25 protein-coding genes are annotated in these 26,219 nt (G+C 41.7%); 7 read left to right on the forward strand and 18 right to left on the reverse strand.

Annotated elements, in window-relative coordinates; translation table 11 throughout:
- Nucleotides 1-621: 621 nt before the first annotated feature.
- Nucleotides 622-975, reverse strand: a complete 354-nt coding sequence (locus NCCP133_RS10350; protein ID WP_264804880.1) for a DUF488 domain-containing protein — start codon at nt 973-975, stop codon at nt 622-624.
- Nucleotides 976-1,103: 128 nt separating this feature from the next.
- Between NCCP133_RS10350 and NCCP133_RS10355 the strand changes: the two genes are divergently transcribed.
- Nucleotides 1,104-1,328: a hypothetical protein gene (locus NCCP133_RS10355; RefSeq protein WP_264804881.1), complete on the forward strand. Its 225-nt coding sequence runs from the start codon at nt 1,104-1,106 to the stop codon at nt 1,326-1,328.
- A 90-nt stretch (nt 1,329-1,418) separates the two neighbouring features.
- Here NCCP133_RS10355 and hemG read toward each other — a convergent pair whose 3' ends face one another.
- Nucleotides 1,419-2,804: a protoporphyrinogen oxidase gene (gene hemG, locus NCCP133_RS10360; protein ID WP_264804882.1), complete on the reverse strand. Its 1,386-nt coding sequence runs from the start codon at nt 2,802-2,804 to the stop codon at nt 1,419-1,421.
- A 119-nt stretch (nt 2,805-2,923) separates the two neighbouring features.
- On the opposite strand from hemG, the gene NCCP133_RS10365 reads away from it, so the two are divergent.
- Nucleotides 2,924-3,286, forward strand: a complete 363-nt coding sequence (locus NCCP133_RS10365) for a DoxX family protein (protein ID WP_264804883.1) — start codon at nt 2,924-2,926, stop codon at nt 3,284-3,286.
- A 225-nt stretch (nt 3,287-3,511) separates the two neighbouring features.
- On the opposite strand, the gene NCCP133_RS10370 is transcribed toward NCCP133_RS10365, so the two are convergent.
- From NCCP133_RS10370 to NCCP133_RS10400, 7 genes are all read right to left on the reverse strand, one after another.
- Nucleotides 3,512-4,576, reverse strand: a complete 1,065-nt coding sequence (locus tag NCCP133_RS10370) for a C45 family autoproteolytic acyltransferase/hydolase (protein WP_264804884.1) — start codon at nt 4,574-4,576, stop codon at nt 3,512-3,514.
- 119 nt (nt 4,577-4,695) lie between these two features.
- Nucleotides 4,696-5,412 (reverse strand): LutC/YkgG family protein, encoded by a 717-nt coding sequence (locus NCCP133_RS10375; protein ID WP_264805009.1) that lies wholly within the window; start codon nt 5,410-5,412, stop codon nt 4,696-4,698.
- Nucleotides 5,412-6,839, reverse strand: a complete 1,428-nt coding sequence (locus NCCP133_RS10380) for a LutB/LldF family L-lactate oxidation iron-sulfur protein (protein WP_264804885.1) — start codon at nt 6,837-6,839, stop codon at nt 5,412-5,414. The genes NCCP133_RS10375 and NCCP133_RS10380 overlap by 1 nt, the downstream gene beginning before the upstream one ends.
- 17 nt (nt 6,840-6,856) lie before the next feature.
- Nucleotides 6,857-7,573 carry a (Fe-S)-binding protein gene (locus NCCP133_RS10385; RefSeq protein ID WP_264804886.1) on the reverse strand — a complete coding sequence of 239 codons (717 nt, stop codon included), beginning with the start codon at nt 7,571-7,573 and terminating at the stop codon, nt 6,857-6,859.
- A gap of 150 nt (nt 7,574-7,723) precedes the next feature.
- Nucleotides 7,724-9,508: an L-lactate permease gene (locus NCCP133_RS10390; RefSeq protein ID WP_264804887.1), complete on the reverse strand. Its 1,785-nt coding sequence runs from the start codon at nt 9,506-9,508 to the stop codon at nt 7,724-7,726.
- A gap of 183 nt (nt 9,509-9,691) precedes the next feature.
- Nucleotides 9,692-10,411, reverse strand: a complete 720-nt coding sequence (locus tag NCCP133_RS10395) for a FadR/GntR family transcriptional regulator (protein WP_309298054.1) — start codon at nt 10,409-10,411, stop codon at nt 9,692-9,694.
- Between the two features lie 183 nt (nt 10,412-10,594).
- Nucleotides 10,595-11,023: a hypothetical protein gene (locus tag NCCP133_RS10400; protein ID WP_264804888.1), complete on the reverse strand. Its 429-nt coding sequence runs from the start codon at nt 11,021-11,023 to the stop codon at nt 10,595-10,597.
- Between the two features lie 375 nt (nt 11,024-11,398).
- Here NCCP133_RS10400 and NCCP133_RS10405 point away from each other — a divergent pair, with 375 nt between their 5' ends.
- The 4 genes from NCCP133_RS10405 to NCCP133_RS10420 all read left to right on the forward strand — a co-directional run bounded on the left by NCCP133_RS10405 (nt 11,399) and on the right by NCCP133_RS10420 (nt 13,247).
- Nucleotides 11,399-11,875, forward strand: coding sequence for a glutathione peroxidase (locus tag NCCP133_RS10405; protein ID WP_264804889.1), 477 nt, complete (start codon nt 11,399-11,401; stop codon nt 11,873-11,875).
- Nucleotides 11,876-11,903: 28 nt separating this feature from the next.
- Entirely contained in the window at nt 11,904-12,344 is a 441-nt protein-coding gene (locus NCCP133_RS10410; RefSeq protein ID WP_264804890.1) for a MarR family winged helix-turn-helix transcriptional regulator, read from the forward strand.
- Nucleotides 12,345-12,426: 82 nt separating this feature from the next.
- Entirely contained in the window at nt 12,427-12,690 is a 264-nt protein-coding gene (locus tag NCCP133_RS10415) for a DUF5634 family protein (protein ID WP_264804891.1), read from the forward strand.
- 140 nt (nt 12,691-12,830) lie between these two features.
- On the forward strand, nt 12,831-13,247 hold the full coding sequence (locus NCCP133_RS10420; protein WP_264804892.1) for a VOC family protein: 417 nt from the start codon (nt 12,831-12,833) through the stop codon (nt 13,245-13,247).
- A 50-nt stretch (nt 13,248-13,297) separates the two neighbouring features.
- On the opposite strand, the gene NCCP133_RS10425 is transcribed toward NCCP133_RS10420, so the two are convergent.
- The 5 genes from NCCP133_RS10425 to NCCP133_RS10445 form a co-directional block, all read right to left on the reverse strand.
- Nucleotides 13,298-14,053, reverse strand: coding sequence for an AAA family ATPase (locus NCCP133_RS10425; RefSeq protein WP_264804893.1), 756 nt, complete (start codon nt 14,051-14,053; stop codon nt 13,298-13,300).
- A gap of 337 nt (nt 14,054-14,390) precedes the next feature.
- Nucleotides 14,391-15,857, reverse strand: a complete 1,467-nt coding sequence (locus NCCP133_RS10430; RefSeq protein WP_264804894.1) for a protein adenylyltransferase SelO — start codon at nt 15,855-15,857, stop codon at nt 14,391-14,393.
- 184 nt (nt 15,858-16,041) lie between these two features.
- Nucleotides 16,042-16,197 (reverse strand): DUF1540 domain-containing protein, encoded by a 156-nt coding sequence (locus NCCP133_RS10435; protein WP_264804895.1) that lies wholly within the window; start codon nt 16,195-16,197, stop codon nt 16,042-16,044.
- 180 nt (nt 16,198-16,377) lie between these two features.
- Complete coding sequence (locus NCCP133_RS10440) at nt 16,378-18,177, reverse strand: YhgE/Pip domain-containing protein (protein WP_309298055.1); 1,800 nt, start codon at nt 18,175-18,177, stop codon at nt 16,378-16,380.
- Nucleotides 18,178-18,179: 2 nt separating this feature from the next.
- A complete protein-coding gene (locus NCCP133_RS10445; protein WP_264804897.1) occupies nt 18,180-20,237 on the reverse strand; it encodes an efflux RND transporter permease subunit in 2,058 nt (685 codons plus the stop codon).
- Between the two features lie 166 nt (nt 20,238-20,403).
- Between NCCP133_RS10445 and NCCP133_RS10450 the strand changes: the two genes are divergently transcribed.
- A complete protein-coding gene (locus tag NCCP133_RS10450; RefSeq protein ID WP_264804898.1) occupies nt 20,404-20,970 on the forward strand; it encodes a TetR/AcrR family transcriptional regulator in 567 nt (188 codons plus the stop codon).
- Between the two features lie 57 nt (nt 20,971-21,027).
- Here the strand turns inward: NCCP133_RS10450 and rlmD are convergent, their stop codons facing one another.
- From rlmD to NCCP133_RS10470, 4 genes are all read right to left on the reverse strand, one after another.
- Entirely contained in the window at nt 21,028-22,413 is a 1,386-nt protein-coding gene (gene rlmD, locus NCCP133_RS10455; RefSeq protein ID WP_264804900.1) for a 23S rRNA (uracil(1939)-C(5))-methyltransferase RlmD, read from the reverse strand.
- Nucleotides 22,414-22,432: 19 nt separating this feature from the next.
- Nucleotides 22,433-23,284, reverse strand: a complete 852-nt coding sequence (locus NCCP133_RS10460; RefSeq protein WP_264805011.1) for a DNA-3-methyladenine glycosylase family protein — start codon at nt 23,282-23,284, stop codon at nt 22,433-22,435.
- A gap of 289 nt (nt 23,285-23,573) precedes the next feature.
- The gene (gene pdaA / locus NCCP133_RS10465; protein ID WP_264804901.1) at nt 23,574-24,365 is read right to left on the reverse strand and encodes a delta-lactam-biosynthetic de-N-acetylase; all 792 of its coding nucleotides are present in this window, start codon (nt 24,363-24,365) and stop codon (nt 23,574-23,576) included.
- A 121-nt stretch (nt 24,366-24,486) separates the two neighbouring features.
- Nucleotides 24,487-26,040 (reverse strand): fumarate hydratase, encoded by a 1,554-nt coding sequence (locus tag NCCP133_RS10470; RefSeq protein ID WP_309298056.1) that lies wholly within the window; start codon nt 26,038-26,040, stop codon nt 24,487-24,489.
- Between the last annotated feature and the right edge of the window lie 179 nt (nt 26,041-26,219).

A 26,219-nucleotide genomic window follows, 5' to 3' on the forward strand; every position in this document is an offset into this window, starting at 1 on the left:
TGGGGGTTGATATGTCTGTAGTTAAATCCTCCAAATATCTTGCTTCATGGGCTGGTGTTTGTCCCGGAAACAACGAAAGAGCCGGTAAAAAAAACAAACAAAACCACACAAGGAAATAAAGCCTTGAAAACGATGGCTGTCGAATGCGTCCTGGCTACTTCAAGACAAAATAATCGAATTTCGTCCCATAGGAAAAGGATTAGTAAACGTCAAGGAAAAATGAAAGGGCGCGTTGCTTCCGCCCATTTAATTTTAACAATCGCTTACAACATTTTAAAACAGGTGAACCCTATCAAGAACTAGGACCAGATTACCTCAAAGAGAAAGAAAAAACTAAAGAATTAAAAATGATCGAATACTTAAAAAGGAAAGGTTATACAACCGCAAATTCACAGGAAATCGCTTAAATACTTTTATTGGTGATCAATTATAAAACGACATATCTCCCCTTCAAAAAAAATCAGAAAGTGAAGGGTTTCTTTAGTATCCGAAATAGTTTTTCATACAAAAAGCTCAGAGCGCCTTTCGCTAGACAGTTCTCTAAGTTCAAAAGGATATAAATTCTGATATCAAAAAACCCCCCTTCTTCCATTAGGGAAAAGGAGGATTTTATTTTTCCTTCTAGTTCAGTTCTTCCAATAATATACGTGCATGGTTATATATTGGATCTTTTGCAGCATATAGCAATGTGACCTTTTTCTCTTCGGATATGCTGCGCAGCTTTTCCAATTTGCGAATCTTTTCGGTATCCGTTCGAAGCTCAATGAGATACTTCACCCGAAATTCGCTGAATAGTTCTGGTTTATGATTAAACGCCTTTCTCAGCTCGCTGCTGGGTGCAATCTCCTTTTCCCATGCTGATAATCGGGCATCCTCTTTTTTTATGCCCCTCGGCCAAAGCCGGTCGATTAAAACACGATAGCCATCATCCACTTCAATTGGATCATAAATCCTCTTTATTATAATTTCTGCCATCTCCTATTACCTCCAGACCGTTTGATATTCATAGATCTTGTTTCTAAATCGTATGTAATTTGCTATTATTTTACTTTTAAGACAAAATACAAATTTTTCTATTTCCAAGAAACGTGAGGTGTTAGAGTGTGACCGGTACAATTGCAGTCGTTATGATCTTCTCAATTCCCATCATCAGCATCCTGACTTTTCATCAGCGAAGACTCGCAAAAATTAAACATAATATGATAAAAGATGAAATCACATTAGAAAAATTAAAACAGGAAAACTTCCTGCTTGAGACGGAAAAAATGAAAATAGAACTAGAACAGCTGAAGATTGAGAATACCATTGAAAAAACAAATATCATATGAAATTCAAATACTCTTTGCTGAAATCCATGGTGAATGAAAAACTCGTTAGCTCAATAGAAAATCCCCTTCTTTGCGGAGGGGATTTTCACTTTATAGGTTCTCGACAATTTTCCTTGCTGTCATTGACCCGTTGACAATGCAATCCGGTATGCCCACACCATAATAAGAACAGCCCGCAAGCCATACTCCCGGATAATCCTCAGAAATCTTCTTTTCTAAGGATGCTACTGTTTCGGGGTGGGAAATCAGGTAGTTTGGCATTTGCTCTGTCCAATTGGTCACCACGCTTGCCGCAGGCTCAGCAGTAATGCCCAAACTTTTTTCGATGTCAGCCAATGCAGCCTGAAGAAGCTCCTCCTCATTCATATCTTTTAGAGATGAGAAAGCAGGATGGCTGCTTTTATAAAATAACCTTACAAGCAAATTGCCGCTTTTGGATGTGTGCGCCCACTTCCTGCTCGTCCATGTGCAGGCATTGCATGTTAACTCTTCCGTATTCGCAGTAATGAAGCCTGTTCCATCTTCCGGAAGCTTGCTGTCCGGTAAATCATAAGCAACGTAAATGGAAATAAGCGAACTATTCTTCAAACGCCTAAACTCTTTCTTCAGTTCATGATCTGCGAATAAGTTTTCCGCTGCATTGTGCGGGATGCTGAGCACAATATGATCCGCTTCCATGCTTTCTCCATTTGAAAAATTCACTTTATAACGGCCAGCAGCTTTTTCGATTGACACCGCCTGGGTACTTTTTAATATCTCGGCATCACCCAATTTTTCTTCGTAAATATTGATAAGCGAATCCAGTCCGTTTTTAAAAGAAAGAAATTTCTTTCCCTCTCCGCTCTGGAATGTCTTTTTATTTTCCTCAAAACCTTTAATGATGCTCCCGTACTTTTCTTTATAATCGAACACCTGCGGAAGGGTTGAAGCAATTGTCAGGTCACTTAGATGACCGGAATAAACGCCCGAAAGCACAGGAGCGATTTGCTTTTGAACCAATTCTTTTCCGAAAAAATGCTCTAAAAATTCGCCGATGGAGTCATTTTTCGTAAAGCTCTCATTTTTTGTGTAAAGGTCCTTCAGTGCTTCAACTTTCCCTTCTGCTGACACTAAGGTTGACTTTACCAGAGATTCAACACTGGCAGGAATGCCGAATACAGAATCTGCAGGAATCAGCTTCAGCCCGCCCTCCGTATAAATATATGATCGGCCAGCAGCATTATAAACGAGCTCCCTTTCCAACCCAAGCTCCTCAATAAAATTCATTTCATTCGCTTTGCGCGCAACAATGGAATCGGCTCCCGCTTCGATCACAAATTCGCCTTCCCTGACTGTCCGAATTTTCCCTCCAAGCTGATCAGAGGATTCGGCCAACACCAGCCTTATTTCATACCCATTTTCCTTTTTCCATTTATTCATTTCATACATGGCGGATAGACCTGTTACGCCTCCGCCTATGACCAATACTGTTTTCACGTATACACACCTCAGTTTACATCCAATTCATACATAAAGTTTACCACAATATAATCCTTTCAAAGAATGTGATGGTTTGTCCAAATGATGAATATATTTTTAGGAAGGAGGGAGATTTAATGCAGCATTCATTAGTGGTAATGAACCTGCTTCGTTATTCAGTTTCATATGTTTTTATAGTATCCGGTTTTATGAAGCTGATCAGTGCAGAATTGAGCAATGCTTTTGTAAATCTCGGTCTTCCATACGCAGAACTTCTCATGCATGTGGTTGCTTTTCTGGAAATTATATGCGGTGTATTAATTCTTTTTAATAAAAGTGTGAAAAATGCAGTGATTCCGCTGATTGGCATTATGGCTGCAGCCCTGTGCCTGACCAAATTGCCTGCTTTGAACTCAGGCTATATAGATTTTGCTTTTGATGCCAGGCTGGATGCGGTTATGCTGGTTTTGCTCTTAATTTTATATAAGTGTTCACCATAACAGTAAAATGTTAATAGGACGGGAAGTGACCGATAAAAAGAAAATTTGACCGATAAAAAGAAAATTTGACCGATATATCGATAAAGTAACCGATATAATTAGAATCTGACCGATAAAGATGTGAAAGTGACCGATAAAACTGAAACAGTACAAAAAACTTCTTTGAAATCCAAGATTTAGCTTAAGACACAGAAAAAGCGGAGGGGGTTCATCCTCTCCGCTTTCTCATTTCCTAAACCAATTTGCATTCTCGTCCATATGCAAAAAAGCAATATCTGTATTGACTTCTCCAGTGATTCGGTCGATTTCTATATCCCTGCCATCCAGCCATTGGGCGAAGTCAAATTCAATTGGATCCCTGTCTCCGCCTAGCGAGAACCAGGCTTTCCTTTCTTTTGGCAAGTACGCAGAGGTATGGATTGTTCCTGCCCAGCTGCCATATAGGTCAGAAAAAACTCCTTTGTCCGTATCGTTTAAAAGGCAGAACGCTTCACGAGCACTTAAAGGCTGCTTCTGCCGGCTTTTTATCACATCAAGCCTGCGCATGCTATCCGTTAAATGATTCCTGTTTTCGTGTTTCATGACTTCAAAATGGTTCGTACAAGCGGTTGTTTGTCTGACCTCCACACCTCTAGGGGAGGTTTCCACCGCAAACGTTTCACCGCTCTTGTCATATACCACATAAGTGAAAGAATGGCGGTGGGGAATTTCCTTCAGCATATCGGCCGCTTCTCGCACATTTGCACATGACTCCAGTATAAGCCTGCCAATCATACAGCATATAAAACCATCCCCCGGATTTTTCCGGTTCATAAAGTTATAACCAATTACAAGTCCTTTTTCATTCATGCCATCCATGCGCCCTGTCACACGCTGGCTGGGACCAATGATGGCATGGCCCTGATCTGTTGGCTGATAAAAGGTATACCTTCCTTCATACGTTTTAGGATGATAATCATAGTTTCGGATCAGGTAACCTTCTCCAGTCATAATGGAACACCCAGACCGGACATAATTTAGGCGATATCCGCCAAACTCTTTTAATACCCGTTCCATCGGACATTGGAGTGCTTCCTGAAGACCAAGAAGTTCTTCCCAAATGCCCGGTGCAAATCTTGTAATCGCCTCATTAACTTCCTTTTCCTTTATCGAGAACCGAGGCTTTCTTACCTTCCATTGATCCTCACGGTTTTTTACCGATAAAGAATCCTTTAACCTTTCTCCTTGCATATATCCAAATTCAAAGTGGGTTCCCCGAAATTGGATAATATCACTATAGATCGTCTTCAATTGAATCCCTCTTCTATTACATCTATTTCACTAAGAATAAATCAGGCATCAAAGAAAATCCAGCAGACGGACTTCCATAAAAAAAACTGATTCACAGCCACCTGCGAATCAGTTCTTCTTTATTTGTCATCTACAATGATATAAACGGCCTGTACTGGTCCATGCACACCAACAATTAGATTCATTTCAATATCGGCACTATTACTTGGTCCAGAGATAAAATTCACACAAGATGGAACAGGTTCTCCTTTTTCCACTTTATCATGGACTTGCTTGGCAACCTGGGTCATTCTTGGAACGATTGTACTCTTCGGAATGATGGCAAAATAAATGACAGGAAGAAGGCTTACAGCACGCCCTTTCCCCTTGTCGCTGAATAAAACAACCGTTCCAGACTCTGCCAATGTAGCATCGCTAAAAGTAATGCCTACGTCTGCAGTCGCTGAGAAAGCAAGATTTTCTTCCACGACTTCACAATCCCAAACATGTACGGCAATCTCATCACCACTTAGTTCGCCAGTAAGACCAGATAATCCATATTCATCAAAGCGCGGGTCATCCCATGTAACAACCGATTTTCCGCCATACTCCTTAATCAAGTGGGGAATCAGTGAAGGCAATTCAGCTGAAACTGTTTCATGAACATCCGTATGGATGCGCAGGCATTGCTGCTTAAGCACCTCGACAAGCTCATCGGGGGATGCATCCTTTAATACATCCCATTGGGGATTATGATTCCAGGCAGGCTTTTCTACTTGGCGGCGGCGGTCCCTTCCCAAATTTTTTGCCAGGTTATCGAGGAAGGAATTGCGATTATACACTTGGCCAGCTCCCATCATTTTCCCCTCTCTTTCTTTCTCTTTTTATATAAATCTCTAAATCGGTCTTTCTTAGGTGCCGGGAATTCACGGATTTCCGTCCAGTTTTTCAGTGGACCCGGGCCATCGGAGATTTTATCATCCTTTGCAAAGGCTCCCAATGCTTTTGGTGCGAGCTTTGATCCGATGTTATACATGGAGGGTGATGCTGTTCCCATGCTGAATGCCTTCATGGATAGGTTTTCAAAAATAGGTGCTTTGCCTTCTTTTTCAACGATCTCCTGGCGGTGGCGGAGCAAATGCTCATGCAATGGTATTTTCACCGGACATGCTTCCGTACATGCCGCGCATAGTGTTGATGCATACGGCAGCTCCTTATAATCCTCATATCCGCCCAGAAGCGGAGTCAGAACTGCTCCCACTGGCCCCGGATAGATCGAACCATATGAATGGCCTCCAACATGACGATATACAGGGCATACATTAATGCAGGCTGCACAGCGGATACAATGAAGAATCGACTGAAATGCCGTTCCCAAAATTTTCGAACGGCCATTATCGACAATGACCAGATGGAAATCTTCAGGGCCATCTACTTCTCCTTCTTGCTTCGGCCCTGTTAAGGCCGTAATGTAGCTTGTCAGTTTCTGCCCAACTGCCGCTCGGGTCAGCATGCTAACAAGAACCTCCATCTCTTCCCATGTCGGAACAATCCGTTCCATGCCCATGACGGTGATCTGCGTTTTTGGAATAGTCGTAACCATTCTTGCATTTCCTTCATTTGTCACAAGGGAAACCGTACCTGACTCAGCGATTGCGAAGTTGCAACCTGTAACTCCTATATCCGCCTGCAAAAACTCTTCACGCAGCTTTTCCCTCGCAAATAGAGCAAGCTCTTCCGGTTTTTCTGTTTTGTCATAGCCCAATTTATCCCTAAAAACATCGCGAATCTGCTCTTTGTTTTTATGAAGGGCCGGTGCAACAATATGGGATGGAGGATCATGATCATCCACTTGCAGAATCCATTCTCCAAGGTCGCTTTCAATCACTTCGCAGCCTGCTTTTTCAAGCGCCTCATTCAGATTGATTTCTTCTGTGACCATGGACTTGGATTTAACGACTTTTTTTCCGTTCTTCTTTTTTACCACATTTGTGATATACTCATTTGCTTCTTCTGCAGTCTCAGCAAAGAAAACATGCCCGCCGCGTTTTGTTACATTCTCGCTTAGCAGTTCCAGGTAATAATCAAGATTCTCAATTGTATGTGCCCGAATTTCCTCGCCAAGCTTGCGCCATTCTTCCCAATTGCCCAACTCTTCTGCCGCATTCAGCCGTCCGCTGCGTAAACGCCCCTGGGCAGAGGAAACAGCTCCGCGCATGAACGAGTTGCCTATTCCATCCGAAACACGTTCTTTAAAGGGTTTATCCCCTATTTTCATAGCCATTTGCGCTACTCCCTTCTCTACCTGCTGTTAAGTACAGAGGCTATATGCATTACCTTAATCGGCTTTCCTTTACGATCAATTCGCCCGCCAATATTCATCAAGCATCCACAGTCGGCTCCTATTAGGATATCTGCGCCGGAATCTTCAACACCCTGAACCTTCTCATCTACCATTTGCTCAGAAATTTCCGTCATTTTCACTGAAAACGCACCGCCAAAACCGCAGCAGTTATAGTTATGTGGGAGCGGTTTCATTTCAAGACCTTCGACATTGTTTAATAGCTTCATTGGCGCTTCCTTTACACCCAGTAATCTCGTCATATGACACGAAGTATGATACGTTGCTTTACCATTCAGCTTTGCCCCTACATCCTCTACTCCTAAAACATCCACGATAAACTGTGTCAGTTCAAATGTCTTATCAGCCAACATCTGGGCTCGCGGTTCCCAGACAGGGTCTCCTTTAAAAACATGCGGGTATTCCCTGAACATGGTACCGCATGATCCGGAAGGGGTAACCACATAGTCAGAATGCTCAAATACGTTAATCATATGCTTCATGGATTCCTTTGCTTTATCAACATATCCGCTGTTGTATGCAGGCTGTCCGCAGCAGGTTTGTTTTTCCGGAAAATCGACTTCACATCCCAGATTTTCCAGTAATTCCAATGTATCCATTCCAACATCTGTTTGAAAAATATCTATTAAACAAGTTACAAATAATGATACTTTCATTGGCCTCACCTTTTCTTTCTCCAGGTAAATTATATTCTGGCTTTGACTTTATTATATATAGTGTAAGCCTTTCCTTCCACTCAGTCAACAGGTCATCTGATGACTTTGACTAAAAATAGCAAGCTCTTTAAATAGGAGCTTGCCATTTTTTTAAGCTGTTTTTCGCATCTGTTTAACTTCCATTCTATTTTGCTTCTGTCCTTTGGCAATCAGGGTTACAATGAAGCCTGCCACGACCGCCAGTATAATCATGCCTATGTTCAACCCTATTCCATTAATGGCTACATAGCCAATCCCGCCTGCAAAAATAACATAGAAAGTCATTGGAATCAGTGTTTTTCTGATTAAATTTCCTTCCTTGCCAATTAATCCTGCAGATGAAGAAGCTGCAACGACGTTATGTACACAAATCATATTTCCTGCAGCTCCGCCGACAGCCTGCAAAGCAACAATAGTTGCAGGGGCAGCAAGGATATTATCTGCCACGCCAAATTGGAATAAAGAGAACATCATATTACTGACTGTATTGCTTCCTGCTGCGAACGCACCTATTGCCCCAATCGTAGGGGCCGCAAGCGGCCAATAACTTCCGAATACAGTTGAAATGCCCTCTGCCAATGCAAGCGGCATGCTTGTGAAATCAGCAGCATTTACCCCTGAATTGATAAACACTTGTACCAATGGAACAGCGAAGATCAGAGCAGCCATTGCACTGATAATCGTTTTAAAAGAGTCTTTCACTGCTCGTCCATAATCTTTTATATTCATCTTGAAAATAAAGATTGATAGAAGGGAGACAACAATAAAGATGACTCCCGGAAGATTAAGCGGTTTGGATTCAACTGTTATCGCTGTACCGAATACGCTTTCAAACCTGAGCACAAATGCTTGAAGCCAGGCAGAAAACGGCAAGTACTTAACACGTGTAAGAACCAATAGAACAGCCACTAGCAAGTATGGAAGCCACGCGGCCATAAATGACACTTGTTTTTTGGGATTTTCCGATTCGTCGACTTGAAGTGACCCCGTCCATGATGGATCCCAATTGCTCTTTTCTTCGAATCCCCAGGTCTTTTCCGGGATGAACAATCCTTTTTTAGCAGCAGGCACAACAATAGCCAAGCCGATTAAACCGCCAATCAAAGATGGGAATTCAGGTCCAAGAAGATTTGCTACCAATGCATAAGGAACTGTAAAAGCCAAACCTGCAAAAATAGCAAACTTCCAAATGGCCAAACCTTCTGCAATCGACTTATTTTTACCGAAGAAGTAAGTCAGCATGGTTACCATAAATAAAGGAATAAATATGCCTATGACTCCGTGAATCAAGGCAACTTGTCCGCCAATTCCGTTTATATAGGCATCAAATGTCGTTCCTTGTTCAGCAATATAGCTTTGAACCAGCGGAGAATCCTTTAAGCCTGAATGAACACCAATTAAAATCGGTGTACCGACAGCACCATAAGAAACCGGGGTTGATTGCAGGATAAGCGCCACCATTACCGCTCCCATCGCTGGAAAACCAATCGCCACTAATAGCGGGCCAACAATTGTAGCAGGTGCCCCCCATCCAGCTGCCCCTTCAAGGAAAGATCCAAACAGCCAGCAGACGATAATCGTCTGTACGCGGCGGTCCGGCGAAATGCTCATAAACCCTTTACGGATTGTAAAAATGGCACCGCTTTCTTTTAATGTGTTCAATAGCAGAATCGCACCGAAAACGATAACGCCCACTTCCAGTGCGGTGACAACCCCTTTAAAGCTGGCTGCAGCAACCTGGTTTCCGGGAACCTGCCAGAAAAACATAGCCATAATAATCGTTAATGCCAGCGATACTGGCATCGCTCTCTTAGCTGGCCATCTTAAAATAACTAAAAATAGAAAGACTGAAACAATAGGCAATGTGGCAATTACAGCCAAAGTACCAATACTCATATTCCTCTACCCCTTTCATGATGTAAGAATTTTCTCCCTTTAGCCACTAATCACATTAACAGGTCATCTGATGACTTTAATATAATAAACAGTATAATTAAAACGCTTTCATATCACAATAGTATTTTCTAAAAATTTTCAAAATAAAGCCCAATCGTTCCAACTTACGATTGGGCTCTCTTATCAAAATTCCATTTCCCGGAAATACTTCATTAACACTTCTTCCACGCTATGGAGATGCTCGAGCAGTAGTATTTGTGCCTTCTCACCTTCCCTTTGTTCGATTGCCTCATAGATGCTTGAGTGCTCATGTGTCAATCGATCCAAAGTCGATTTCTCCGAATAAAGCCAAAGCCTCCGCGTTTCACGCATTGTAGTGACCATCATTTCTGAGACATTGTTCATAAGGCTGATCAGCAGGTCATTTTGAGAAGCTTTTGCGATAGCCATGTGAAAGCGAAAATCTGCTTCTTCCCCCAGTTCCTCATCATTGGCATTCTTCATCTGTTCCAATGCTTCTTTGATTTCAGAAAGCTGATCCTCTGTCCATCTTAACGCGGCAGCATGTACTGCCCCCACCTCAAGAATCCGGCGGACCTCCAGCAAATTTTTCACATCATCCCTTTTCATTAGGACGGCTATTTGCACTGGAAGCTTGAGCATATTTGAATTGAATTGGCGGACATATGTCCCTTCCCCCTGATGCATCTCCACTAGTCCCATTGCCCTCAGTGCACTCAAGGCCTCCCGGACCGCTGAACGGCCAACCTGGAAATTTTCCGCGAGCTGCTGGACAGAATCAAGCTTATCTCCTGGCTTTAGCTCACCTGATTTAATCATATCCATAATGGCCTCAGCCACTTCTTCATATATTTTACGCGGTTTTATTCGTTTATAATTCAACTGTATTCACCTCATTATGTATCTACTATGATTGATTCTATAGTAATATTCATGAAGCGACAACGCTAATTTATAAGCGATTCCTTTGAAGGAACAAAGAGGGTCTACCAAAAGTTTAGCCCTTGGACACCCTCTTTTGATAAAACAATAGCTCTGTAACATTGGCCTGATGAGTTAGCCTTTTTATGGATTCTCCAAGTCTATTTCACTTAATATGCTGATTATTTCCAAATCAATATCCCCATTTATATATCTGCTCCCATTCACTGCACTTTCTGGGAATATTTCTTTCCTATTGGCGTCATAAGGATTCCAGCCAAAATACCTATACTGTTCAGGAAAAAGTTGATCGAATAATCCTTGCTTCTTATCCAACTCTACTTCTATAAACTCCTTCATAAAGACCGTCCAATTTTTTGGCAAAGCCAAAGCTCCATATGAGCGGTTCCAAAGAGAAACTTTTTTCTCCATTTGCACACGCGGATCATAATACTCAGCCGTCCCCCCAATATCTCGATAATCCCTTTCTCTTATAAGAAAGAACTTGATATAATCGACAGATTCAAGCGGATCTATATTCCAGACAATATGGTATGTCCTACCACCAGCCATGACACGATTCCGCTCATGGCGGATAAAATGTTAATCAATGAAATCAATCCCCTATTTATGTGAAGTTGTCCTATTAGAAAACTGCTCTAGTTGATTTTTTCAATCCCATAAAACTTCATGAATCCACCCTATTCACACTCTAACTATCATATAGATCGCTTTATTTATCTTATAAAGTCATTTAATTCATGTATAAAAAATTTTATTAGTTTTATAGAGTTTGTTATTTATGTTATAGCCATATAGACTACTTTACGGAACAGCATCACAAATAGTTTCAGTAAAAAACCAATTAGTTGCATTAGGACTAAACATCGCCTAAGATTAAATCGTACACAATTTAATTGAAAATCTATTTATTCAGGAGGATTCCTTATGACAACTGTTTATGATTTTGAGGTAAAAAAAACAAATGGTGAACTGAAATCTCTGAAAGACTACGAAGGAAAGCCATTGCTTATTGTCAACACTGCAAGCAAATGCGGATTAACCCCACAATTCAAGGGGCTTCAGGAACTATATGAAAAGTATAAGGACAGCGGCTTAGAGATCCTGGGGTTTCCTTGCGACCAGTTTAATAACCAGGAATTTGATAATATTAATGAAACAACAGAATTTTGTCAGATCAACTACGGAGTATCCTTCCCGATTTTTGCGAAAATCGATGTAAATGGAGAAACTGCTGATCCTTTATTTGTCTATCTAAAAGAACAGAAGAAAGGACTCCTTTCAAAGAACATTAAATGGAATTTCACAAAATTCCTTGTAGACCGCAGCGGGAATGTGGTTGAACGCTATGCACCAACAACGGAACCTGAGAAAATTGAGTATGATATAAAGAAATTAATGTAAGTTACTAAAAATTCATTTAGGTGATCATATGAAAGATTTTTTTGTACTCGACAAACAGCTTTGTTTTGCAGTTTATGAAACTGCTGGAGAATTTACCAAACTCTACACAAGCGCCCTCCAGCCCTTTGGCTTAACTTATCCTCAGTACTTGGTCCTTTTGGCACTCTGGGTAAAAGACGGTATAAGCGCTAAGGAACTCGGGGAAAGACTAAATCTCGGCACCGGGACACTAACTCCAATGATTACGAGGATGATTTCGAATGGCTGGCTCCGGAAAGAACGTTCCAAAACAGATGAACGGAAAGTCCATGTTTACTTGGAGGAGAAAGCCCGCCAGCAAAAACAGGCCATCACCCAACAAGTCAGCGAGACCATTCAAACCTGCAATATCGAATTGGAGGAATATGAACAGCTGATGAAACAGCTAGGGAATTTGCAAAAGAAGTTAAGGGAAAGAGTACCTTATTAAGGGGGTACTCTTTTTTTAATCTCCACGTTTAATACTCCCAAAAATAGCCATATTAAGTATAGATTAAATGGAAGGAGCAAACATGATGGAATTTTTGCCAAGAGAACAAATTATCAATTTACTGCAGGAACCATTTCAATTATACATAGACAAATACGGAATTGACGATATAGGGATTTTTGAGGAGGAAGGCCAAAATAACCAATATTATTTAGGATACACGGTAAAGAAAGCCGGGAAAACATATCATATCCATAGCCCTTTCATCAAGGATGATCATGGTGGATTAGCTTCTGCAGAAAATGAGTGGATTCTTGAATCAGATGAACCCAAAGGCGAAGATTGAAGAGGATACAGTAATCTGGAACAGGCCTTTCAGGAAATATAATCCTAATAGAATGTTCACACTTGACCTTTTGCACTATATTTATTTTAGAATATTTTGTTTATAATGGAATTATATTTATCAAGAAGGAGTGAAAAAGAATGACTGTTAATGCTTATCTTAATTTTAATGGCAATACCCGGGAAGCGGTTGAATTTTATGCTGAGGTTTTTGAAACAGGGAAGCCTGAAATTATGAGTTTTGGTGACTCTCCTCCAAATCCGGAGTATCCACTTCCTGAGGAAGCAAAAGACTTGGTTATGCACACACGTCTTAACATATGCGGAAGCAACGTTATGTTTTCAGATACTTTCCCTGGGATGCCGGCAACAGTTGGAAATAACATTAACCTTGCTGTAGTAATTAACGACCTGGATGATCTTCAAAAGTATTTTACCAAATTGAAAGAAGGCGGCACTGTAAGTATGGAGCTGCAGGAAACATTTTGGAGTAAGGCCTATGGCCAATTAACAGACAAGTTTGGTATTAACTGGATGTTCAGCCACGAAAGTGAATAACATACATAGAGAACGCAAAAATGGAGGCTTGAATAGAAGGCTCCATTTTGTTATTCATTTAACAAATGATGCAGCATTCTTTTTTTATCATCAAAAAATTGTTTCATGATTGTATAATGATTTGTTTCCTCAAGCTTACTTTCTGCTATTCCATCTTCGCTGAACTCATAAATAGCCGCATCTGGATAGGCCATAATGACGGGTGAGTGCGTGGCAATGATGAACTGTGAGTGTTCATTGACCAGATCATGAATTCTTGTCAGCATAGACATTTGCCTAAGCGGTGAAAGAGCTGCCTCAGGCTCATCCAAAATGTAAATTCCATTGCCTCGAAACCGGTGCAGAAATGTGGAGAAGAACGCTTCTCCATGTGATTGCTCATGCAGTGAACGGCCTCCAAAAGAATCGATCACTTTTGGAGAAGGCCCTCCTTCGCGGTCCATTTCTTCAATATTAGATGCTACATTATAGAAACTCTCTGCTCTCAGAAAAAAACCATCACTTGGCCGATCAATGCCTTTTATGACCTTTAGATGATTCCCCAGCTCGGAATGCGAATCAAATGTTGAAAAATTAAAATTGAAAGAGCCGCCTTCTGCATTAAATCCCAATGCAACAGCTACTGCTTCAAGCAACGTCGATTTCCCCATCCCGTTCTCGCCAATCAGGAAGGTAACCTTGGGGTGAAAAGTCAGCTCCTCCAAGGTCTTTAAACTTGGAAGATTAAAGGGATAGTGATTAAATGAAGGAACAGCATCTCTTTTCAGGCAAATGCCTCTTACATATTGCGAATTCAGCAGATTCATAAAAAACACCTCAAGCTTTTTATTTTATGGCCCGGTTAGGACTAATGGATTTTTAATTATTGAGATATAGGGCAACTGCAAAGCTCTTACACCTGCCCGCCACCCCTAGAGTATATGCTAAAAAAAGTCAGATGACGATTTTTTCAAGAACAAACACTAGATTCTACCCTTGCGTTGCTTTCCTTTCCGTTGCTACAGCATAATTTTACCAAAAACAGCCTATATCAGATATCGTTAATCAAAAAAAGTGCCTGACCTCAGCCCAGACACTTCCTTTTTATTCCTTCAACACACCTGACGGTTCAGACGCTTTTTACTAATCATAACCTTCTCCCTCTTAGGTTCCGCAAAAAGTCTGATAAGGAATGCTTGAGGACTCAGGCAATTTACAATATTCTTCTTGATCTTTGGAATACGCATAAGGTTGTGAAAGTACTTCAAGAAGCTTCTTCAGCACGCTGTAGTCTCCTTTTTCAGCTGCAGCCTCCAGAGCCTCTTCTACCCGGTGGTTTCGAGGAATGACTGAAGGGTTGCTGTTTCTCATCAACTTGCTAACGGATTCTTTTGGTACATTCTGCCTGCTTAGCCTATCCTGCCACTGCTCATGCCATTTGGCAAACTCTGCGTCATCAAATATAGGTGCCTCTTCTATCTTATCCAAGGTTAATGAACGGAAGGTATTTGTATAATCTGCTTTATTCTTCTGCATAATCTTTAGAAGATCTGTAAAAAGGACCTCATCATCTTTCTCTTCATTAAAGATTCCAAGCTTCGCCCTCATCCCTGCAAGCCAATGCGTTTGGTAAATCTTGTTATACCCCGATATAGCGTCCTGGGCTATTTTCACAGCCTCTTCCTGTTCATCATGAAGCAGAGGCAGCAGCGTCTCAGCAAATCTTGCGAGATTCCAGCCTCCAATATATGGCTGATTGCCGTAAGCATATCGGCCTTCCCGATCAATTGAGCTGAACACGGTTGCCAAATCATATGAATCCATAAATGCGCATGGTCCATAGTCAATCGTTTCTCCGCTTATAGTCATATTATCCGTGTTCATGACCCCATGGATAAATCCTGCTAATTGCCACTTCGAAATCAGTGCGGCTTGACGCTTGATTACTTCCTGCAGCAGGGAAAGGTAAGGATTCTCATCCCCTTCAATTTCGGGGTAATGCCGCTGTATCGTATAATCAGCCAAAATGCGGAGTTCTTCAACAGGTCTCCAATTGGCCGCATATTGAAAGGTACCTACGCGTATATGGCTATCAGCAACACGGGTTAAGATCGCACCATGCAGCATGGATTCCCTAATAATAGACTCACCTGTCGCGACCACTGCGAGGCTCCGAGTTGTAGGAATTCGAAGTGCATGCATCGCTTCGCTAATAATGTATTCACGCAGCATCGGGCCAAGAGCCGCACGTCCGTCTCCACCGCGGGAAAAAGGCGTTCTGCCGGAGCCCTTCAGCTGAATATCAACCCGATTATCTTCAGGTGTGATGTGTTCTCCAACTAGCATTGCCCGGCCATCCCCAAGCATATTGAAATGGCCAAATTGATGCCCTGCATAGGCCTGAGCAAGAGGTGCTGATCCTTCTGGCACATGGTTCCCGGCTAGTATCTCAATCCCTTCCGCCGTTTTAAGGGCATCTGCATCAAATCCAAGGGTACCTGCGAGTGAATCATTAAGTATAACCAGCTTTGGTGCATCTACAGGATTTGGCTTTACAGTTGAGAAAAACGTGTTTGGTAAGCGTGCATAGCTGTTGTCAAAATTCCAGCCAATTTCTTTTTTGCTTGTCATCGTATCCCCTTTTCTGCTTTGACTTTTATTTATTTCAGTTTTGGTTACATTCTAACATTTATAGCTTCTTTTAATGTCTTCTTCTGCCTATTTATTATACCCCTTTTAAAGGGAGAACCGCTCAAATTAAAAAGATGCCTGTCCACTAGTGAAGTCCTAGCCGACAGGCATCTAGCCCATATTGCTATTCGCTTTGTTCAAATGTTTTACAAGCAGTTTCCTCAACATCTTCCGCTTCTCTGCCATTCTGGCCAATCACATAAATTGAATCGGCAACACATTTATCTCCTTCTTCCCAATACTTGCAGTTTTCCACGTTACATAAAACTTCTACTTCCATTGATGGCCACCTCCTTTATGTTTTGTATTCATTACCCCTTATTGCGAGGGAGTAATCACAATTGAACAGAAAAAGGCGCTGACCCATTAAAAGTCAGACACCTTTTATCTAGCTAGTTCTGGAATGCTTAATAGCAAGAAGCTATGTTAAGAGGATTTTTTATAATTATCTCTTCACCTGTTATCTGAATAGATCTAACAATAGATCCCAAAACCCTTTTTCTTTTACAGGCTTTTCTTTTTTCGTTACCTGTTCTTCTTTTTCAATGCTTTCTGTTTTTATTACGAATTGAACAGAGGAGACTGTTTCATTTTTAGAGGAAACAAAAGATACTGGTTTAAAGTCAGATTTATCATATTCCTGAACCATTTCATTGATTTTCTTTTGCATCTGAGCCGGCAAGTCTTTAGTTTCCTCATGTAATTTATCCGTTCCATTTTGGAGCTCGCCCAATCCTTTTTCTAATTCACTTGTTCCACCAGACAATTCTGTAATACCTGAGTGCAGTTTATTATAGGATGAGGATAGCTGGCCTACTCCTTCTGTATAACTTACTAATCCTGAATGAAACTGACTGTAATTAGAAGATAAAGAAGTAAGGCCTTTTTGCAGTTCCCCCAGAGCACTCACATCCATCTCCTTCATCGATTCAGAGAGTTCATTTGCGATTGAAGTCAGCGTTCCGCTCATCCCTCTTACAGAATCACTAATTTGGGTTAATGATGGTTCCACTGCATCGAAGGCTTTTTTTACGTTTGAATAGGTCCCTTTTACTTTTTGTGCAGCTGAATAGGATTCAACCAGCTTATCAAGCACATTGGAATCGGCACCACTCTTATATAATTCAGAGATTTCTTCCTCTGTGATCTGTTGAGCTGGAATTTCATTCATAGCCCCATCTAATACACGATACGCGGCCGTGTAATTCTCACGTAAAGCTGATAGTCCATCAGCTGTTTCCGTAAGGCCGTTAGCTAATTGTGTAAGAGCATTTGGCAGTTCGCTCAAGCTCATTAGGTCCATGTCTGCCGAATTCCCGGAAAGGGAGCCGCTGATTCTCTCAAGTGCTTCCCCAATGGACCGGGAAGCATTAACGACTTGTGTGGATGAGCCGTTCACCTGATTTATTCCATCTTTATAATTCTGAGAACCCTCACGCAGTGAAGCCGCTCCGTCATTTAATTGGGCTGCACCTTTTTTCAAATCAGCAGCACCGTTTTTTAATTCTTTAATTGCATTTGATAAAGCTGACATATCATCAGTCATATTTCCCATTTCGGATGTATCAATTGGCAGGGTAGATGGAACAGCTGCGATTTCAATTCCATTAAATTCAAAATCCTCAGCATCTGCTTCTACGCTAAGCCTTTCATCTTGAGCAGGCATAACTGTAAAAGTAATTTGCTTATTTTTGCCGGCGTTTGCAATCATTCCGCCATTGGCTTCAATGTTGCTGTACTTATTTGGCAGCATTAAAGAAACTTGCAATAAGTAGTTTTCATAAAATACTGCATCGATGTTCTCATTGGCAACTGTCTGAATGCCGATTTCGACATGCCCCGTTTTTCCCGCAAGATCCAATGGGTCCACTGGCTCTCCATTTAATCGATAGGAAATATCAATATCCCATGGCAATTCGGAATCATCGTTCAAATTTCCTTGATAATAAAATTTGCCTTCTGGGGCATCAATTCCAATTGTTTGCCCCTCTTGACTGATTTCCGATAGATCAGTCAAGTTTTTCACACTGCTATATACACCGTAATCTAGAATCTCTCCGGCTTTCGCCACATCCAGCGTATTCACGACATAAACATTATCTAACTCTCCATCAGCCTTTAACGTTGCGTACACCACTTCATCCTTTGAAGTGAGTTTTCCTTCTATTTTTTCAGCTTCTGACACAGCAGCATAGCTAAGAATTGAAGGCAGGAAGATCATAAGAGCGAGCGCAGCAATGGATACTTGTTTTTTTCTCATCATCATTTCTCCTCATAAAAATTTGCTTGATAGGTCGTTTTTTTAATGAGCTTATCAAATACCAATAGCATCGCCGGAAGAACCAAAACGACCATCACAAAAGCAAGCAGAGCCCCTCGGCCAAGCAATAAGCCGATGGATGATACAACCGGATTTGATGATGTCAGCCATAAAATAAAGCCGACACTGGATAAAATCGCTGCGGATATGGAAATGGAGAAAGTCTTTTCATCCAATGTTCTCATGATTGCTTTTACAGCAGGCATTTCTTTTCGATGATGATTGTAGGCCTCCGTCAATAAAATAGCATAATCCACCGTTGCTGCCAGCTGTACCGTACTGATAATTAAATACCCTACAAACACCAGCGAGGTATTCGTAAAATATGGAATTGATAAATTAATCCAGACAGCTGATTGAATGGTGATGAGCAAGACCAGCGGAATGGAAATCGATTTAAAACTAACCAGAAGCACAATCGCAATCGTAACGACAGTCAAAACGTTCACAATGATATTATCCTTTGTTACAGTGTTTTTAATATCATACAAAGTAACGCTTTCCCCTAAGCTGAGTGCCAGATCCCCATAATAATATGAAGCCGTTTTTTCTATGTTTTCTACAATCGAAAAGGGAATATCCCCTTCCGTTCCCTGATTCGTATTGATGATAATCCGACTGTAGTTTTCAGAGTAGAATTCATCGGTAATGGCTTCATCTAAATATTCAGGCGGGATCTCAGACCCAACCCTATTTACATATGCAATGACACTTGTGACATATTCAGCCTCTTCTAATTCCTGAACGAGCTCTGCCTCTTTTGCCACATCCCCTTTAGGGACTAAAAGAACAATGGGCGTGGTTTCACCAAAAGCCTCTTCGATCATTTTCAAGTCACTTCCGGCACGCGTCTCTTCCGGCTGTTCACCAATCCCATAAACAAATGAGGTATTGCTCTGTGCCAAAAAGGCCGGAATAAGAATGGCGAACAAAAGGATCAAGCTTGGAGCCTTAAGTTTTACAACCTTCTTTCCAATGCCCGTGAAGCTCGGAACAAAGCTTTTATGCTTTGTTTTATCCATCCATTTGTAAAAATAAAGTGTTAAAGCAGGCAAGAATACCATGACACTGATAAAACTAAGGACAATTCCCTTTACCAGATTGACCCCAAGATCGGAACCAATTTCAAAGTTCATGAATGTTAGAGCAATAAATCCGAAAAACGTTGTTGCCGCACTTGCCGTGATTGCCGGGAATGACTTTTTCATAGCAAGCTGCATGGCTTCTTCAGGACTATTGGCTGTCTTCCGATAATCTGAAAAACTATGCAGCAAAAACACTGCATAATCCAGGGAAACGGCCAGCTGCAGGATTGGAGCAACTGACTGGGTGACGAAAGAAACCTCCCCTATAAAAATGTTCGTTCCTAAGTTAATTAGGACGGAAACACCGATAGCCGTAAGGAAAAAGACCGGTTCTATCCACGAGGTTGTAGAGATGACCAGGATAAAAATAATAATCGGAACTAACAAGAGACCCGCATTCAACGATTCCTTCCCGGCCATTTTTTGAGAGCTGGCTGTATTGATGGCCTCACCCGCAATCGCACCATTTTCACCAATCAATTCATAAATGGCATCGGTTATTTTTACTTCATCCCCTGAACGGACACTGATGGAAAACAATGCAGTTTCATCTTTATAGTAGCTTTCTGCCATCTCTTCATCTGCCACTTCCAGAGGGGTCTTTAAATCAACTACATCATCGAGCCACATCACATCTGATACGCCGTCAATGGCTGACAGCTTCTCTTTATATTCAAGCGCTTCCTGCAGAGATACATCCGTTATCATGACTCTTGTATCCGGAACAGAACCTGTAAACTCCTTTTCCATGATGGCCATCGCCTGTGTTGACTGAGCATCATCTGGCAGATAATCGACCATATTGTAATTGACTGATACAAAAAACTGCGCCACTGTTGAGACTACCGCAATACAGACAAACGCAATCAAAACAGCTTTCTTATGTTTTATGATCCGTGATGCAATATTTATCATGTTTCATCCTCTCTTGTGTCTATCGCCATTTCACTTTATTATTATATAAAACACGGTGTTGGCTATTCAACAAACAGTTCGATAGAATACGTTCTGTTCACAACAGATTATAATGATTTGTTGTTTATCTATTGAATTACAGAAATAGGAAGGAAGGATCAGGAATTTGGGTGCCAAATTGGATAGACGCAAAAAATATACACGGATGGTATTAAAAGAAGCTCTCATCATATTATTGGAAGAAAAACAAATTTCAAGCATTACAATAAAAGAAATCTGTGAGCAGGCTGATATCAATCGTTCAACATTTTACTCCCATTATTCGAGTCAATACGATCTGCTCCATTCCATAGAAGAAGAGTTTATCGAGAATATGGTCGCAACACTTAGCCGGTATAATTTTTCAAAAGAAGACGAAGCCTTGCAAATGACAGAAAGAATTTTAGAATATATAGTGGAAAACAATGTCATATGCCAAATACTGTTAAGCGAGAATAGCGATATTCACTTTCAAAAAAAAGGCATGATGATCACGAAGGAATTCATATTCAAAAATTGGATTACCGACAAACACCTTGAACCAGAAACGTTAGAGTACATAAGTATGTTTGTTGTAAGTGGAAGTATATATGTCATTAAGCATTGGCTCGAAAACAGGATGGATAAAACCCCTAAGGAGATGGCTGAGATTATTAATAACTTCGTAAATAGAGGATTGTTAAATATACGGTGAACTATAAAAAAATGCCTGGTCCAGTAAGGTTGTCTTCCATTACTAGACCAAGCGTTTTTATGCCTGCTTCAAAACCAACTCTGTCACACTCTCCACATGCGCTGTTTGAGGAAACATATCCACAGGCTGGATCCCTTTTACTTTATATTTCGAGCTAAGGACAGAAATATCCTTCGCCAATGTTGATGGGTTGCAGGATACATAGACAACTTTCTTTGGCTGTACTTTTAAAATTGTTTTTAATAACTGCTGATCAAGGCCTGTTCTTGGCGGATCGACAATAATGACGTCTGGTTCCCAGCCTTCTTTTGTCCACTTTGGAAGCCATTCTTCTGCTTTGCCGACCACATATTTGGCATGCTTTATTCCATGGCGGACAGCGTTTTTCTTCGCATCTTCTATGGATTCGCGAATGATGTCCATGCCGCGAATTTCAGCTGCCTGGTCTGCCACCCATAAACCAATCGTTCCGACTCCGCAATAGGCGTCAGCTACTTTTTCTTTTCCCGTCAATGCAGCTGCTCTTTTTACCTCATTATAAAGCTTCACTGTTTGTTCAGGATTCAGCTGAAAAAATGTCCGGGCAGATAGTTCAAATTGCAGATCTCCAAGCGTTTCCTGAATAAAGTCGCTGCCCTCAAGATTCAAGGTTTCGTGACCAAAAATAAGGGAGGTTTTTTCTCCATTTACATTTTGGATGATTGATTTTACTTCAGGGAGCTCGCTCTTGATTCTTTCAATGATCATATCCTTCTTGGGAAGTTCTTTTTGCGTAGTAATCAGCACAATTTGAAGCTCGCCTGTCTGAATTCCAACCCGGGCAACGATCGTTCTAACAAGCCCTTTTCGGGTTCTTTCATTATAGATTGGAATTCTCAAATCCTGAAGAATTCGTTTCACTGTTTCTGTTGCCTTTGTTGTTTGCGGATGCTGAACAGCACAATGCTCGATGTTAATCAAGCGGTGTGAGTTCATGCCATATAATCCTGCAAGGACCTTTCCATCTTTTTGGCCGACCTGGAACTGGCTCTTATTCCGATAGTTCCACGGATCGTCCATGCCGATTGTTTCTTTTATATTCAGCTTTTCAGGATTCAGTTTCGTATGACGCTCCAAAGCTTGGAAAATGATATCCCGCTTTTCCATAAGCTGTCGGTCATAGCGAAGGTGCTGAAGCTGGCAGCCTCCGCATTCGTGATAAACCGGACATGGCGGCTGGACGCGGTATTCCGATTTTTTGCGGATTTTCTTTATTTTCGCTTCAGAAAACTTGGGATTAACCTTCGTTGCCTCTGCCACAATCTCCTCGCCAGGAAGCGCTCCCGGAACAAAGACGACTTGCCGTTTAAAATAACCAACACCCTCGCCATTGATGCCAAGCCTCTTAATCGTCAGAGGAAAGGTCTGCTTTAGTTGTAATTTAGCTGTTTGCTCTTGTTTCATGGTACTTCATCACTCCAAGTTACTCTATGCTTCTCCATAAGTAGAGGGATGCATAGCTTAAATAAGGATCCCAGCTCTTCGAGAATTTCTCCATATCCTCTCGAGTCGGTTTTTCCTCTAATTGATATAGTTTCTTTAAGGCATTTTGAATGCCTATGTCTGCGACAGGGAAAAGATTTGGCCTGCCGAGCCCGAACATCAGGAAATTTTGCACAGTCCACGGTCCGACACCGCGCAATTTGATTAGTTTATCATAAATCTCTTCATCCGTAAGGCTTTTTAGCTCTTTAAAGTCCAAATTTCCAGATGCTGCTTCTTTTGCAATGCCAATGACATACTCAGCCTTCCGTCCGCTGAACTGCAGCTCTCGAAGATTTTCTACCGTAAGTGCCGCCACTGTTTCCGGAAGCGGGTAGAACCAGGCTCCTTCTTCTTGAAAGCCGTATGTTTTAACGAAACGCTCTGTCAATGTATGGGCAAAAGCAAGATTTAGCTGCTGATGGATGATGCATTTAAGGAGGCAGCCGTATGGATCAAAGTCCAAAACGACCGGTGTCCCATAGTGCTCATCGAAAATAGGCTTTAAATCCGTATTTTGGAAGTACTGATGAATTGTCTCTAGCGGAAAATGCCATTGAAAAATTTCCGTTAATCGTTCAGCCGCTTTTTCTTTATATGGCCCCTCTGTTCCCTCTATTAAAAATTCAGGCTCTTCAGTCGTTCCAATGGCTTTCACTTGCGCCACAACTGGTGTGCCGTCCAACAGAAGCGGCACCTTTACCGACCTTTTGTCAGAATCCACCCGATTAAGCGGATCTATCGATAGTCTTTCGAGTACGAGATCAAAATTATAAGGTCCTTCTACTTGCATCTTTTCCAAGAAGAATCCGTCCTTTATCATTTTCCCCGATTATAGCATTTTTCGTTCGGTTATTACTAAAAATGACGCATGATAAATGAAAATAGACCCTGACAAGTGGGTCTATTTCTAAATTTTGATAGGATTTTTTCATTTACCGGCCAAAATTGTAAATTTACCGGCCGATACGGGAAAAATACCGGCCAAATTTCTCCTTTTACCGGCCAAACTCCACCTAACGCACGGACTAATTAATTTTATCGAATAAGATCTGATCTTTATCGGCCAAACCAAGACCCAATCAGTAAAGCATCCGCTCTTCAAGCGCCTGTTCCCATGTCAAATCATCAAGGCTTTTGAAATTATAGCCGCGCTTCTTCAAATCCTGAATGGCTTTTTCCAATGCATCAGCATTATCCTTGGAAACAGTGTGCAAAAGCAGGATACAGCCCGGATGGATTTGGCGCATAATATTGTCATAAGAGTACTGCCAGCCTTTTTGCCGGTCTGTATTCCAATCAACAAAAGCCAGTGACCAAAATACATGGGTATAGCCTTCTTTTTTTGCAAGAGCTAAAGTCCGCTCGCTAAAAATCCCGCGGGGCGGGCGCAAATATGCCATCTGCTTAATTCCCGTCAAATTTTCAGTTTCAGCACGAACCATCTCAAGCTCTTTTATAAATTTTTCATCACTCACTCTTGTCATATCCGGATGATGCCAGGAATGATTGCCAATGATATGGCCTTCTGCCGCCATTCTCTTAACGAGGTCTGGGGCACTTTTCAAATAATGGCCTGTTACAAAAAAGGCCGCAGGAACGTTTTCCTTTTTTAGAACGTCTAAAATTTGTCCCGTATAGCCGTTTTCATAGCCGTTATCAAACGTTAAATAAATATCCTTTTTGCTTGTATCCCCTTTATAATACGAGCCATGCCTTTCAAGCAAGGCATCAAGCGGCTTGCCTGCTTCAGCCGGCACCTCATCCTTTGCTTTTTTAAACCCCCAATGAATCGGGGAATTACCATAGTTCGCGTAAGCTGTTCCAGAAAAAAACAGGAAAATAAGACTCAGGACGATGGATAGTTTTTTCATCTGAGCTCCTCCAATATTTTTTTCTTAGTGTTTGTGAATGGGATAAAAACATTCGCAGGCCCGGTTGGCAATAAATTGCACAAAAAAGAGAGACCTGTCAAAGTCCCTCTAGGAATGTTTATTAAAATACACGCTCTTTGAATTGAGCCAATTTTTCACGCGACGATTTATCTACATCTTTATGAAGGCTGTTGCCGTGTGAGTCCATTGTGACAACCGCAGTAAAGCCTTCAACCTTTAAGTGCCACATTGCTTCAGGGACGCCGAATTCCATTAGGTCTACGCCTTCAACAGACTTGATGCAATCTGCATAGTATTGAGCTGCACCGCCGATCGCATTCAGGTAAACCCCGCCATGCTCATGAAGGGCTGTCAATGTTTTCGGTCCCATTCCGCCTTTTCCAATTACAGCGCGAATGCCGAATTTCTTCATGATATCGCCCTGATAAGGCTCCTCACGGATACTTGTAGTTGGGCCGGCTGCTTTCACATGCCACTTGCCTTCCTCGTCTTTCATCATAACCGGGCCACAGTGGTAAATAACCTGCCCGTTCAGATCAACAGGAGCATCATGTTCCATCAAATGGTGATGGATGGCGTCACGGCCTGTATACATCATGCCGTTTATTTGCACCACATCTCCTACCTTCAGGCAGCGGATCTGTTCTTCAGTAATCGGTGCCTGCAATGTAACGATATTGGTTTTTTCTTCTGTCTCCACTGCTGCTGCTGTTTCTAATTCAGCTTCTGTTGCACCAAAGTCGATATGTTCGCCTTCCTGGTACATCCACTCATTGATTTTGCCTGTTTCCATGCTGATCGAAACGCCAAGACGGCGGAACGCCCAGCAATTGTAGGCAACTGATACGAAGAAACTTGCAGGGATACGGTTCATTACGCCAACTTTACAACCTAGAAGCGTTGTTTCCCCGCCAAATCCCATTGTTCCGATTCCAAGTTCATTGGCATTCTCCATCACATAATCCTCTAGCTTACGCAGATCCTCATTAGGATTGACATCCTCTACAGAACGGAATAGCTGTTCTTTTGCCAGGTCATATCCGGAAGAACGGTCTCCGCCGATGCCAACTCCAATAAAGCCGGCACTGCAGCCTTGTCCTTGTGCCTGATACACAGAGTGCATGATGCATTTGCGGATGCCATCGAGGTCGCGGCCAGCGCGGCCAAGCCCTTCCAGCTCACAAGGAAGGCTATACTGGATATTTTTATTTTCACAGCCGCCGCCTTTTAAAATCAGTCGAGCGTCAATGTAATCTTTTTCCCATTGTTCAAATTTCATAACAGGCGTACCAAAACCAAGGTTGTCCCCGCTGTTTGCGCCAGTCAAGGAATCAACCGAATTCGGGCGGAGTTTTCCGTCCTTTGTTGCCTGTGCAATGGCATTTTTGATTGCTTCCTTCATCACTAGCTGATTTGCTCCAACGGGTGTCTTAATTTTAAATGTCGGCAAACCTGTATCCTGGCAAATCGGCGACACATTATCGTCAGCCATCTTAATGTTATTTGTAATCGTTGCTAAGCTCATTGCCGCTCTCGTACCAGCGCTTTCTTTTTCCTTTGCTGCCTTGATTGCCCGGCGGACGTCGCGCGGTAGATTTGTGGATGTTTCAACAATCAGCTGATACATGCTTTCCTGAAATTTGTCAATATTCATTGCTCTAGTCCCCTTCCCTTTGCTCCCTATATTGATCTAATCTATTATGAATTTCACTATTATTTATCGTCTACCATTATACTCCTATCCGAAAAGTATTTAAAGACCCACCTTGCACTCGTTTACAGGATTAAAGAGGAAACTTCGTGCTGCTGAGTATAAGTTGGTAAAAGCAAAAA

The organism is Cytobacillus sp. NCCP-133, from assembly GCF_026011715.1.
GTDB lineage: Bacteria > Bacillota > Bacilli > Bacillales > Cytobacillaceae > Cytobacillus.